Here is a 12,643-nt window from a genome sequence, read left to right on the forward strand (position 1 = left end):
ACAGACGGCCAGATTCGAGGGGATGGTTCGGATGGCAAGCGCGATCAAGATGCTCATACGTGGTTCGGCCGGCACGGCGGTGATCGCCGCGACGGTGGCCGCGCTCGGAAAACTGCGCACCACGCACCTCATCACGGTCACGCGGCAGACCACGGCCGAGCCGGAGCACATCTGGCCCCTCTGGGAGGATGTTCCCGCGCGCGTCCGCTGGGACGACGGGCTGGACTGGATCCGCCTCGACGAGGGGCCGTTCGCCCTCGGCGCCACCGGTCACGTCAAGCTGAAGGGCCAGTCGGCCGTCCGCTTCGAGATCATCGAGTGCGACCCCATGCGCAGGTACACCGACCGGTTCTTCCTGCCCGGAGGCACCTTCATGGACTGGGAGCACACCATCGAGGACCGCGGCGACGGCACGCGCGAGGTGACCTTCAAGGTCGTCGTGAAGGGACCGACCGCGCTCGTGCTGACCCCCATCATGAAGAAGATCCTGGGCGGCGCGCTGCCCGAGACCGTGGACCGGCTCGTCACCCTCGCCGAGGAGACCGCCAAGGCCGGCCGGGGGTGACCGACGTCCCCGGCCGGCTCCCCGGCCGGGCGTAGGTGCGGGTGTCAGGCGGCCAGCGGCAGGTGAGGCTCCCCGCCGCCGTCCCGGGCGGACGCCCGCAGCGGGACGATCTCCGTACGGGACGCGGGCAGCAGCCGCCCCGCCGCGGCGATGACGACGCCGAGGACGACGGCCACGCCCATGGCCAGCCGCAGCGACGCCGCGGCGGACAGGAAGCCGATCACGACCGGCCCGAGCAGCAGTCCCGCGTAGCCCATGGCGCTCGCCTGCGCGATCGCGGGGCCCGGCTCGGCCGTCGCGGTGCCCGCGAGCGACAGCGCCATCGGTGAGATCGTCGCCACCGCGAGCCCGACGAAGAACAGCCCGGCCACGGCCGCCGCCGTCACCGGCGCGGCGATGACGGCGAGGAACGCCAGGGCCGTGGCTCCGCCGGAGATGGCGATCAGCGCGCGGGCGCCGAGGCGTCCACGCAGCCGGTCGCCGCCGAGCCGCGCGACCAGCATGCCGGCCTCGAACACCGGGTAGCCGAGCGCGGCGACCGCCTCGGAGGCGTGCAGCGTGCCGAGCAGGTAGAGCCCGTTCCAGTCGGCGACGACGCCCTCGACCATGAAAGCGGCGAAGGTGATCGCACCGAGCAGGTAGACGACCCCCGGCAGCCTCCGCCGGGCCCGGCCGCTCTCCCGTGCGGCGCCCGACTCCGGCGCGCGGTCGGGCAGGTGGGTACGGCTGAGAGCCAGCGCGGCGGGCGCCGAGATCAGGGCCACCAGGAGGATGTGGGTGGTGAGGGACAGGCCCAGCGCGATGGCGGCCGTGCCCAGCAGGCCCGCCGAGATCGCGCCGACGCACCAGCCCGCGTGCATGCCGATCATGATCGGCCGGCCGTACGCGCGCTCGACCAGGGAGCCCTGCGCGTTCATGCCGACGTCGACCGCGCCGAACGCCATGCCGAACAGCGCGGTGGCGGCGACCAGGGCGGGGAAGGTCGGCGCGAGCGCGACGAGGACCAGTGATGCCGCGCACAGGGGCACGGCCGCGCGCAGGACGCCGCGGCTCCCGGCTCTGCCCAGCACGACGCGCATGATCTGCATCGTCAGCAGCGCGCCGACTCCCCAGCCGAGCAGGGCGAGGCCGACCGACGACTCCGGCAGGCGGAGCCGGTCGGCCAGCGCGGGGAGGCGCACGGTGAACGTTCCGCACATCAGGCCGGCCAGGACGAAGGTGAGGACTGCCCCGTGACGGGCCTTCCTCAAAGCGCGGGTCATCACAGCTTCCTTTCCATGTGTGTCAAGTGGGTTTCCGAACCCGGAGAAGTGGGCACACAGCAGCAGGTCGCCCTTTCACGGCATCAGCCGGAAGGAAGGGCGACCACCAGTCGCGCGTGCGGCTCGGTGTAGTGGGCACGGTCCGCGCCGGTGCGGCGCGTCATGGATTCCGCGCGGGCGCGGACGAGTCACCTCCGCGCGGGCGCGGACGGGTCACGCGGGCGAGTTGCGCGGACGGGTTGCGGACGGGTTGCCCAGAGCGCCGCGACGGCGCCTGCTGAGAAGGGCCCTATAACAGGGCGAGCAGCCTGGCGCGGACGGCGGCGAAGTCGATGATCGCCGCACAGTGGGTGGCGACCTCCCAGACGCCCTCGCAGGCCAGCCGTACGATCTGGGACGCCGGCGGGTCGGGCTCGTCGTCCAGGCCCTGCCGCATCCAGCGGGCCATCGCCTCGCGCAGCGGCGCGAGCAGCGCGGGATCTCCGGCGGCGCCCGTGACCACCGCCCAGCGCCGGAGCCGGCCGGTCTCCACCGCCTCGAACGTCGCGGCGAGGTAGGACCGCGTGTAGGTGCTCTCCCCCTGGGCCTCGATCAGCGCGTCGAAGTCGGCGATCAGGCGCTCGATCATCCCTCTGACGAGCGCCTCCTTGCTGGCGAAGTGGTAGAGGAGGCCGCCCTTGCTGACGCCGGCGCGCTCGGCCACCGCCGCCAGGGTCAGGGCCTGGGCGCCCTGGTCCTGCAGCAGGGCCTCGGCCGCGTCGAGCAACTCGTCTCGCCTCATGCCACCCTCCTCATGCCGCCTACTGTACCGTCTGGACGGTTAACTCGCGACACCGTTCCGGTGTTCCCCTTCTCCCCGGATACGCTTGGTGCGCACGAAAAGGCGTTCAGGGGAGGGGTCGTGGGATCTGCGTACTTGGACCATGCCTCGACCACCCCGATGCGGCCCGAGGCGATCGAGGCGATGACGGCCCAGCTCGGCCAGGTGGGCAATCCCTCCTCCCTGCACGCGGCGGGCCGTCGCGCCCGCCGGGTCGTCGAGGAGTCGCGCGAGACGATCGCCGGCGCGCTCGGCGCCCGGCCCAGCGAGGTCGTGTTCACGGCCGGCGGCACCGAGGCCGACAACCTCGCCATCAAGGGCCTGTTCTGGGCGAGGAAGCGGCCGAGGATCCTGGTCAGCGCGATCGAGCACCACGCCGCCCTCGACCCCGCCCACTGGCTGGGCGACAACCATGACGCCCGGGTCGAGTTACTCCCGGTCGACGAGCAGGGCCGGGTCCACCCCGAGACGCTGCGCGAGGCCATCGCCCGCGACCCGGACGACGTCGCGCTGGTGAGCGTGATGTGGGCCAACAACGAGGTGGGCACCGTTCAGCCGGTGCACGTGCTGGCCGCCATCGCGCACGAGCACGGCATCCCGTTCCACACCGACGCGGTGCAGGCGGTCGGCCAGCTTCCGGTCTCGTTCGCCGACTCGGGCGTGGACGCCATGACCGTCTCCGGCCACAAGGTCGGCGGGCCCGTGGGCGTGGGGGCGTTGCTGCTGGCGCGCGGCGTCGATCCCGTCCCCGTCCTGCACGGCGGCGGGCAGGAACGCGACATCCGCTCCGGCACGCTCGACGCCCCGGCCATCGCCGGGTTCGCCGCGGCCGTCGAGACCGCCGTCGCGCGGCAGCCCGCGACCGCGGAGCGCCTGTCGGCGCTCCGCGACGACCTCGTCGAGCGCGTACGGCGGGCCGTGCCCGACGTCGTGCTGAACGGCGACCCGGCGGACCGGCTGCCGGCCAACGCCCACTTCTCGTTCCCCGGCTGCGAGGGCGACGCCCTGCTCATGCTGCTCGACGCCAAGGGCGTGGAGTGCTCCACCGGCTCGGCCTGCTCGGCCGGGGTGGCCCAGCCGTCCCACGTGCTGCTGGCGATGGGTCAGGACGGCGTGCGCGCCCGTGGCTCGCTGCGCTTCTCGCTCGGCCACACGTCCACCGAGGAGGACGTCGACCGGGTCACCGAGGTCATCGGACAGGTCGTGGAGCGCGCCCGCCGCGCCGGCCTGTCGTAGGGCGCCATCGCCGTATACCTCCGCCGTACGCCGCTATCGGGCGGTCCGGCGCAGCAGCGCCCGTTGCAGGCGGAGGACCAGCCGCGTGCGCCGTGACGAACGCAGTTGCCGCAGCCGGTCCCGGAGCCGGTCACCCAGCTCGACCAGCAGGTCCTCGTCCGCGAAGCGCTCGATCTCGGGGAACATCTCCCGTTCCTCGTCCAGGTGGGCGTGCGACTCCAGCGCGTCGTGCATCACCCCCAGCTCCCGGTCGAACCGCCCGGCGCGCGGGTCGGCGCGGACCAGCGCCGCGAGCTGGTCGCTGAGCTGGCGGTGCTCGGACCAGGCGGCCGCGATGCCCGGGGTGACGTCCCGCATCGCGGGATAGAAGATCTCCTCCTCGATGACCTCGTGCATCCGCAGCTCGTCGAACAGCTCGTCGGCGAGCGCGCGCCGCCGTCGGGGTTGGGAGCGCGGCGTCGCCAGCAGGCGCCGCATGAGCCCGCGCAGCACCTCGTGGTGCTCCACGAGCACCCGCGTGGCCTTCTCGCGCTCCGGCGCCTCCCGTACCTCGGTGAGCACCTCGGGCCGCCTCCTCATGGCCGCACCTCCTGCTGGTGGACCAGGGTGCTTCCGGGCGGCGCGGTGACCACCGTGGGCGCCCGGCGTACCTCGATCCACCTGTCGCGTACGCGGGTCTGGAAGCACGGCGCGGGCGTGACGGCCGGGCCGTTCAGGCTCTCTCCGCTGTGCAGCTCGAACGCCGAGCCGTGCCAGGGACAGGTGATGGAGCCGTCACGGAGCCAGCCCTGGGACAGGGGGCCGCCCAGGTGCGGGCAGGCGTCCTCCAGGGCGTGGACGCGGCCGTCCGAGCGGACCAGGACGACCTCCACGCCACCCGCCCGCGCCCGATGCGGCCTGCCGTCGGTCAGCTCGCGCTCGGCCAGCACCCGGGTGAAACGGCGTGGTTCGAGCCGCCGGTCCGTCTGGTCGACCCCGATCCGGTGGTTGTAGGTGAGCGCCCCGCCGAGGTGGCCGCTGACCATGATCACCGGATAGCCGAGCAGGGCGGCGAGCCGCCCGCGCAGATGGCGGTCCCGGCCCCGCTGCCACCACGACCAGCCGTACAGGCCGAGGGCGAGCGCGTTGAGCGTGCCGTGGACCAGTCCGACCCGCCGGGCGTTGTCGTGGGTGTGCTGCCAGTCGTGCAGGCCGGTCACGGCCGCGGCCAGCGCTCCGGCGAGGCCGACTCCCACGGCCGTCCGCGCGGCCCGCCTGTGCCCGGTGAGGTCCAGGACCAGCGCCGTCGTCCACGAGCCGATCGGGACGTCGGTGAGCAGCGGATGAAGGGGGTGTCCCAGCCATACGCCGTGCAGGAGGCCGCGGGCGCGGCCCCTGGTGACCCCGAGGAGGTTCTCCGTGAACGCGAGACCCTGTTCGAGCCGATGGCCCGGCCGGTCGAGGCGGCCTTCGCCCTCGATCGCGTCCATCATCCGGTGCAGTGCGCGGTGAGCCATGTCCGACCCCAATCCCATCGGATCGGCCCCGCAGGCTGCGGGAACGGGTGGAACGCGGGCGCCCGCCCGCGCGTCGCGTCTATCGCGGCGTGCCCGTCCCGTATGTCATGAAACGCGCTGAATTTCTGGTTCGAGGCAGGAAGCCGGTTCAGGTCAGGAAGGGGGCGACCGCGCTCCAGGAGGGATCCTCGGCCGTCTCGATCCGGGCGGGTCCCTCCTTCCAGCCGGCCGCGACCTCCTCGATCACCGGCGGCACGTCCCCGGAGGGGTCGGCGTAGAGATGCAGCGTCCGGGTGTGGTCGGCGCTCAGGTGGGCCGCCAGCACGGCCGAGCCGTGCGCGGCCAGCCGTCCGGTCAGCCGCTCCTCGAACTCGCGCAGCGCGTCCAGGGAGGCCCCGGCGGGCTGCCCGTCCGCGTCCGCGTGCTCGTACGGCAGCGTGACGGCGATGTGCTGGTCGAACAGCGGGAAGTCGACCGGTCGCAGGGGATAGCGGGCCGCGGCGGTGAGGCGGGCGCCGGTGGCCGTGTGGCCCTCCAGCAGCGCCCACTGCTCCTCCTTGAACCCCTCCGCCACGTCGGCGACGACCGAGGGGAGGTGGATCGCCGGGAGGGCGTCGATCGGCTCGAACTCGGCGGCCCGGATCTCGCCGACCCAGCGGGCCACCTCGTCCTCGCCCAGCAGCCAGTCGAGGGCGGTGAGGGCCGCCTCCATCCGGGCGTCGTCATCGATGTCCGGAAATATGGGGTGAAAGGCGGTGACGTCCACGCGCGGCGTGCCGGGCGGCACGCGCAGCGCCACCACCAGCCGGTCGAGCCCGAACTCCCGCCCGGCGACGCCGACCGTGAGGTTCGCGGCCTGCGGGTTCGCCTGCCGGGACGGGTGGAACTCCCACATCGCGTCGACCGGCGGCGCGGCCAGGGCCCAGCGGTGGGCGAACGGCCGCAGCTCCGGATCGCCCGACGCGCTGACGACCAGCGCGTGCACGGCGAGACGCCCGGGCACGACCTCCCAGACGAGGGACGGGTGCAGCGCGGCGACGGCCGGGCCGATGGTCTCGGCCAGGGCCTCGGGATCCTCCGCCTCCACGTGCGCGTCGATCCCCGGACGGGCCTGTTCCCACCAGGCCCAGAACGCGGCGATGGCCTCGGCGGGGTCGGCGGACTCGCTCTCGCGCCCGAACAGTCGCATGACCCCGCATCCTCCCAGCCCGCCCGCCCCGATGCCAACGCGGGCGCGCGCCCGCGGGCGGTAACCTCGAACTGTTATGGCTCCCACAGCAAAGCCCACGGGAAAGCTCCGCGTCCTCGCCGCCATGTCCGGCGGGGTCGACTCCGCGGTGGCCGCCGCCCGGATCGCCGAGGCGGGGCACGACGTGACCGGCGTCCACCTGGCGCTGTCGTCCAACCCGCAGTCCTACCGCACCGGTGCGCGCGGCTGCTGCACCCTTGAGGACGCCCGCGACGCGCGCCGCGCCGCCGACGTCATCGGCATCCCCTTCTACGTGTGGGACATGGCCGAACGGTTCCACCGCGACGTGGTCGAGGACTTCGTCGGGGAGTACGCCGCAGGGCGCACCCCCAATCCCTGCCTGCGCTGCAACGAGAAGATCAAGTTCGAGGCGGTGCTCGACCGGGCGCTCGCGCTCGGCTTCGACGCCGTCGCCACCGGCCACCACGCGCGGCTTGAGGACGGCGTGCTGCGGCGCAGCGTCGACGACGCCAAGGACCAGTCGTACGTGCTGGGCGTGCTCACCCGTGAGCAGCTCGCGCACGCGATCTTCCCGCTGGGCGGCTCGACCAAGGCCGAGGTGCGCGAGGAGGCCGCGCGGCGCGGGCTGACCGTGGCCGACAAGCCGGACAGCCACGACATCTGCTTCATCGCCGACGGCGACACCCGGGCGTTCCTCGCCGAGCGGCTCGGCGCGGCCGAGGGGCCGATCGTCGACGCGCTCACCGGCCAGGTGGTCGGCAGCCACCAGGGGGCGTACGGCTTCACGATCGGGCAGCGCAAGGGTTTGCGCGTCGACCGGCCCGCCGCCGACGGCAGGCCGCGCTACGTGCTGTCGATCGAGCCGGTGTCCAACACGGTCACCGTCGGGCCGCGCGCCTCGCTGGAGGTGCGCGCCGTCGTGGGCGAGCGCCCGGTGTGGAACGGGCCGCTGCCGGAGCCGTACGAGCCGATCACGTGCCGGGTGCAGCTACGCGCGCACGGCGAGGTGTACGACTGCCGCGCCCAGCTGTCCGGCGGCGAGCTGCACATCGAGCTGGACCGTCCGGCCACCGGCGTCGCGGCGGGCCAGGGGGCCGTCCTCTACGACGGGGACGCCGTCCTCGGCTCCGCCACGATCGCCTCGGCCGTCTGAGGTCAGACCTCCACGCTCTCGCCGACCGGGATGCGGCGGAAGTCGGCCTTCTGCCGGCCGGCCTCCATGCCGAGCCAGTTGTCGATCAGCGTCGCGCCGATGTCGTTGACGATGCCGTCATGGGTCGAGTACGCCCGCGCGGGACGGACGTACCGCAGGTAGAGCAGCATCTCGGCGGCCTTGAGCCACGGCGCGCTGGTCGGCACGAGCAGCGTCGGGACCTCGCGTCCCGGCGGCGTGAGGGCGTCGCCGGGGTAGAACACCTCGTCGTCCACGAAGAAGCCGATGTTCTGCACCGGCGGGACGTCGGGAAGGTTGAGCGCGTGCCACTCGCCGATCGCGCTGACGTGGAAGCCCGCCGTGTCGAAGCCGTCCCCGTGGGTGACGACCTGGACCTTCGCCGGGATGTCGCCGAGCTGGTCGGCGACGGCCCGGCAGGTGAAGACCTCCAGGTCGGGGCTCGCGTTCGCGAGCAGGCCCGCGTCCACGTGGTCGAAGTGCTCGTGGGTGATCAGCACCGCGTCCGCGCCGACGAGGAGCCCCGGGCCGCTGAATGTGCCGGGGTCGATGACGAGCGTCCGCCCGTCCTTCTCCAGCCGCCAGCACGCGTGACCGAGTTTGGTGAGTTTCATGTCTCTAAGCTAGTGACCGTGAGCGAGTACCCGTGGAGCGAGGCCACGGCCACCGGGGTGGGGTCCTACCCGGGCGAGGACCATCTTGAGGCGTTGCGCACCGCGTTCGGCGAGCTGCCCATGCCCTATCTGCCCGAGTTGCCCGCCCGCGGAGTCGGCGCGGACATGATCGGCCGTACGGCGTCGCTGCTGGTCGAGCTGCCCGTCGAGGTGCAGCCGTCCGGCTGGCGGCTCTCCGACCGGCCGGGCCGGGATTTCAAGCGGGCCAGGGACCATCTCACCCGCGACCTCGACGGCCTGGAGGAGGTGACCCAGGGCTACCGGGGGCCGTTCAAGATCCAGGCGTGTGGCCCGTGGACGCTCGCCGGGGCGATCGAGCTCAGGTACGGCGACAAGGTGCTCGCCGACGCAGGAGCCGTACGCGACCTGACCGAGTCGCTGGCCGAGGGACTGGCGCAGCACGTGGCGGAGGTCCGGCGGCGGGTCCCGGGAGCGGACCTCGTCGTCCAGATCGACGAGCCGGGGCTGCCCGGCGTGCTGGCGGGCACGGTGCCGACCGCGTCCGGCTTCGGGCGGCTGGCCGCCGTCGAGTCGCCCGTCGCGGCCGAGCGGCTGCGGACGGTGCTGTCCGCGCTCGCGCCCGCCTTCCCGGTCGTCCACTGCTGCGCGCCGGGCGTGCCGTACGAGGTGATCCGTACGGCGGGCGCGCGCGGCGTCTCGGTGGACGCGGGGCTGCTGCGGCGCAGGGACGAGGACGAACTGGGCGAGACGATCGAGAAGGGCCTCGCGCTGCTACTCGGCGTCGTGCCCGGCACGGACGCCCGGCTGGCGGACGTCGGCGTGGTGGCCCGACCGGCGGTGGAGCTGTGGCGGCGCCTCGGCTTCCCGCCCGCCCGGCTCGCCGAGCAGGTCGTGCTCACCCCCGCCTGCGGCCTGGCCGGGGCCTCGCCCGCGTACGCCAGGGCGGCGCTGGCCCGGTGCCGGGAGGCGGCCCGGGTCCTGCGCGAGGACCCCGGCGAGTAAGAGGGGCGAGTGGGGGCGCCAGGGTGATCCAAGCGATCTCCCAGCCCGTTCCCAAGTGATTCACAAGCCCCGGGGCCTATCTCTTGACGTGCTGGAAGTTCACCCGTCAGGAGAAAGACCCATGCGAAGCGCCGCGCGCCTTCTGCTCCCTCTCGCCGCCACCGGCCTGTCCGCCGCCCTGTCCGTGGGGCTCGCCGCCGCTCCGGCCTCGGCCGCCACGTCGGCCACGGCCGCTTCCACCGCTTCCGCCGTTTCCGCCGCGGAGACCTGGAAGTGGGGGCCGACGGCGTCCTCCGACTACAAGGGCTGGGCGAGCGGATCGGTCCGGTCGACCTCGTCGGGCCTGCGTGTCGCCGGCGACCTCTACGACGCGGGCGGCGCCAGGACCTGTTCGTGGGTGACGATCAAGTGGCTGACCGACCACGGCAGGTACCGCACCGCGACCTTCCGCAACTGCTCGCAGTCCACTCCGCGCGCCTTCAGGGTGAACGCCGGATACATGCTGCTCGCCAAGGCCAGGGTCTGCCGGGGCACCGCGACCCGCGTCACCGGCCGTTGCTCGCGCTGGGAACGGGTCTGGACCCAGGGCGGCTGAGCTCTCGGGCCGGTCCCCCTCCATCCACCCTGACCGGCCCGAGTTGACCCGGACAAAAAGGAATGAAAGTGGGCTGCAAGCGGTCTACCGTAATTCTCGATCGCTCCTGAAAACGAGGGGCCGCGCGGTCTGGAGCGGTCCCCTCGCGGAGTGGTCCGGCGGGAGCCGTTCCTCGTCCTCGGCGCGGCTCCCGCCCCCGTCCTTCGCGTTCTGTCGGCCGCCGGAGATACGGTTGGCCTGGGTCGTTGACGAGGGGAGACGGGCGACGTGACCGACAGGGCGGACGGGCTCGACGACATCGTGGACGAGTTCGGGGATGCGACGGGCGAGCTCGCGGGGAGCGCGGAGCGCTCGGGAACGTCGCAGAGCGGGCAAGTCACGGGAAGCGCGGAGAGCGCGGAGGGCTCGGGAGGTGCGCAGAGCGCGCCGAGCGAGGCGCGGGAGCGGCACGCCGAGCTCGCGGAGCTGCTTCAGGACGCCAACTGGCGCTACTACGTGCTCGACTCGCCCACGGTGAGCGACGCCGAGTACGACGGCTGGATGCGGGAGATCCTCGCCCTGGAGGAGAGGCATCCCGACCTGCGGACGCCTGACTCGCCCACGCAGAACGTGGGAGCGCCGATCTCCACCGAGTTCGCCCCCGTCACCCATCTCCAGCGCATGGAGAGCCTCGACAACGCCTTCGACGACGTCGACCTCGCCGCCTGGCAGGCCAGGGCGGAACGGCTCATCGAGGCCGACCCCGGGCCCTACCTGTGCGAGCTGAAGATCGACGGCCTGGCCGTGGCGCTCGTGTACGAGAAGGGCCGCCTGGTGCGCGGCGCGACCCGGGGCGACGGGCGCACCGGCGACGACATCACCCCTAACGTCCGCACGCTAGGCGACGTGCCCGACCGCCTGACCGGGGACGACGTGCCCAACCTGCTGGAGGTCCGCGGCGAGGTCTTCCTGCCGGTCGAGGGCTTCAAGAAGCTGAACGAGCAGCTCATGGACGCGGGCAAGCCGCCGTTCGCCAACCCGCGCAACTCGGCCGCGGGCTCGCTGCGGCAGAAGGACCCGCGCGTCACCGCGCAGCGGCCGCTCCGGATGATCGTCCACGGCGTGGGCAAGTGGGAGGGCGGCGGGCCGCTGCCCGGCACCCAGTCGGCGGTCTACGAGCGGCTGCGCGACCTCGGCCTCCCGGTCAGCGACCGCTACAGGGTCGTGGAGAGCCTCGAAGAGATCCGCGGGTTCGTCGCCCACTACAACGAGCACCGGCACGATCCCGAATACGAGATCGACGGGGTGGTCGTCAAGATCGACCGGATTCCCGTGCAACGGCAGCTCGGATCGACCAGCAGGGCGCCTCGCTGGGCGATCGCGTTCAAGTACCCGCCCGAGGAGGTCACCACGAAGCTCCTCGACATCCAGGTCGGTGTGGGCAGGACCGGCCGGGTCACGCCGTTCGGCGTGATGAAGCCGGTGGTGGTGGCGGGGTCGACCGTGGAGCGCGCGACGCTGCACAACGCCTCGGAGGTGGCGCGCAAGGGCGTGCTCATCGGCGACACCGTGGTGCTGCGCAAGGCGGGCGACGTCATCCCCGAGATCGTCGGTCCGGTCGTCGACCTGCGGCAGGGCGGCGAGCGGGAGTTCGTCATGCCCACGCACTGCCCGGAGTGCAGAACCGCATTGGCCTACGAGCGGGAGGGCGACGCCGACCTGCGCTGCCCGAACGCCCGCTCGTGCCCCGCGCAACTCCGTGAGCGGATCTTCTTCGCGGCCGGGCGCAACGCGTTCGACATCGACGGGCTGGGCTATGTGGCCGCGACCGCGCTGACCCAGCCGCTGCCGCCGCAGGAGCCGCCGGTCCGCACCGAGGCCGACCTGTTCGACCTGACGATCGACAAGCTGCTGCCGATCAGGTCCGTGGTCCGCGACGCCGACACGGGCCTGCCGAAGACCGATCCGGAGACCGGCGAGCCGAAGGTGGTCTCGTTCTTCGCCAACATGTCCGGCGAGCCGAGCAAGCACGCGGAGCTGATCCTCCAGCAACTGGAGGAGAAGAAGGACCAGCCGCTGTGGCGGGTGCTCGTGGCGCTGACGATCCGGCACATCGGGCCGCCGACGGCCCGCGCCCTGGCGGACGAGTTCCGTTCGATCGACGCTATCGCCAAGGCGTCGGAGGAGGAGCTCGCGGCGGTGGAGGGCATCGGCCCGAGGGTCGCCGCCACGATCAAGGAATGGTTCGAGGTCGACTGGCATCGGGAGATCATCGAGAGATGGCGGGCCGCCGGAGTCCGGATGGCCGACGAGTCGGCGGCCGACGAGGGGCCGCGCCCCCTTGAGGGGCTGACGTTCGTCGTCACCGGCACGCTCGCGGACTTCAGCCGCGATGAGGCGAGCGAGGCCATCACCGCCCAGGGGGGCAAGGTCACCTCGTCGGTGTCAAAGAAGACCGGCTTCCTCGTGGTGGGGGACAACCCCGGCTCGAAGTACGACAAGGCGGTCAAGGCCGGCGTTCCCATCCTTAACGAGGAGGGCTTCCACACGCTTCTCCGTGAGGGCCCGGACGCCGCCCGCGCCGCCGCCGTCACCCCCGAGGAGTGACTCGACGCCCGGAGCGCCCGGGCACTCGGAGTCGCCGCGAGTCGGATCAGCGGCGAGGCGTACGG

At 72.9% G+C, this 12,643-nt stretch carries 12 protein-coding genes; 6 read left to right on the forward strand and 6 right to left on the reverse strand.

The features are described from left to right. The first annotated feature begins 31 nt into the window (after positions 1–31). Positions 32–565 carry an SRPBCC family protein gene (locus HHX33_RS16270; protein ID WP_182875346.1) on the forward strand — a complete coding sequence of 178 codons (534 nt, stop codon included), beginning with the start codon at positions 32–34 and terminating at the stop codon, positions 563–565. 44 nt (positions 566–609) lie between these two features. Here the strand turns inward: HHX33_RS16270 and HHX33_RS16275 are convergent, their stop codons facing one another. Together HHX33_RS16275 and HHX33_RS16280 are read right to left on the reverse strand one after the other, a co-directional pair. Next, the gene (locus tag HHX33_RS16275; RefSeq protein ID WP_182875347.1) at positions 610–1,827 is read right to left on the reverse strand and encodes an MFS transporter; all 1,218 of its coding nucleotides are present in this window, start codon (positions 1,825–1,827) and stop codon (positions 610–612) included. Between the two features lie 289 nt (positions 1,828–2,116). Then, the gene (locus HHX33_RS16280) at positions 2,117–2,608 is read right to left on the reverse strand and encodes a TetR/AcrR family transcriptional regulator (RefSeq protein ID WP_182875348.1); all 492 of its coding nucleotides are present in this window, start codon (positions 2,606–2,608) and stop codon (positions 2,117–2,119) included. Between the two features lie 120 nt (positions 2,609–2,728). On the opposite strand from HHX33_RS16280, the gene HHX33_RS16285 reads away from it, so the two are divergent. Beyond that, positions 2,729–3,883, forward strand: coding sequence for a cysteine desulfurase family protein (locus tag HHX33_RS16285; protein WP_310741404.1), 1,155 nt, complete (start codon positions 2,729–2,731; stop codon positions 3,881–3,883). Between the two features lie 33 nt (positions 3,884–3,916). On the opposite strand, the gene HHX33_RS16290 is transcribed toward HHX33_RS16285, so the two are convergent. From HHX33_RS16290 to HHX33_RS16300, 3 genes are all read right to left on the reverse strand, one after another. After that, on the reverse strand, positions 3,917–4,462 hold the full coding sequence (locus HHX33_RS16290; protein WP_182875350.1) for a hemerythrin domain-containing protein: 546 nt from the start codon (positions 4,460–4,462) through the stop codon (positions 3,917–3,919). Further along, positions 4,459–5,379, reverse strand: coding sequence for a Rieske 2Fe-2S domain-containing protein (locus HHX33_RS16295; RefSeq protein ID WP_220501866.1), 921 nt, complete (start codon positions 5,377–5,379; stop codon positions 4,459–4,461). Before HHX33_RS16295 ends, HHX33_RS16290 begins: the two co-directional genes overlap by 4 nt. A 148-nt stretch (positions 5,380–5,527) precedes the next feature. Then, a complete protein-coding gene (locus tag HHX33_RS16300; protein ID WP_182875351.1) occupies positions 5,528–6,568 on the reverse strand; it encodes a DUF695 domain-containing protein in 1,041 nt (346 codons plus the stop codon). A 76-nt stretch (positions 6,569–6,644) separates the two neighbouring features. Here HHX33_RS16300 and mnmA point away from each other — a divergent pair, with 76 nt between their 5' ends. Then, positions 6,645–7,742 (forward strand): tRNA 2-thiouridine(34) synthase MnmA, encoded by a 1,098-nt coding sequence (mnmA, locus tag HHX33_RS16305; protein WP_259402541.1) that lies wholly within the window; start codon positions 6,645–6,647, stop codon positions 7,740–7,742. 2 nt (positions 7,743–7,744) lie between these two features. On the opposite strand, the gene HHX33_RS16310 is transcribed toward mnmA, so the two are convergent. Beyond that, on the reverse strand, positions 7,745–8,374 hold the full coding sequence (locus tag HHX33_RS16310) for an MBL fold metallo-hydrolase (RefSeq protein ID WP_182875352.1): 630 nt from the start codon (positions 8,372–8,374) through the stop codon (positions 7,745–7,747). Positions 8,375–8,392: 18 nt separating this feature from the next. Here HHX33_RS16310 and HHX33_RS16315 point away from each other — a divergent pair, with 18 nt between their 5' ends. The 3 genes from HHX33_RS16315 to ligA all read left to right on the forward strand — a co-directional run bounded on the left by HHX33_RS16315 (position 8,393) and on the right by ligA (position 12,578). Next, on the forward strand, positions 8,393–9,397 hold the full coding sequence (locus tag HHX33_RS16315; protein WP_182875353.1) for a methionine synthase: 1,005 nt from the start codon (positions 8,393–8,395) through the stop codon (positions 9,395–9,397). Between the two features lie 121 nt (positions 9,398–9,518). Next, positions 9,519–9,992, forward strand: coding sequence for a hypothetical protein (locus HHX33_RS16320; protein WP_182875354.1), 474 nt, complete (start codon positions 9,519–9,521; stop codon positions 9,990–9,992). Positions 9,993–10,259: 267 nt separating this feature from the next. Beyond that, on the forward strand, positions 10,260–12,578 hold the full coding sequence (gene ligA / locus HHX33_RS16325) for an NAD-dependent DNA ligase LigA (protein WP_310741405.1): 2,319 nt from the start codon (positions 10,260–10,262) through the stop codon (positions 12,576–12,578). Positions 12,579–12,643: the final 65 nt, after the last annotated feature.

The organism is Microbispora sp. H10670, from assembly GCF_014161385.1.
In the GTDB taxonomy this organism is placed as follows: Bacteria; Actinomycetota; Actinomycetes; order Streptosporangiales; family Streptosporangiaceae; genus Microbispora; species Microbispora triticiradicis.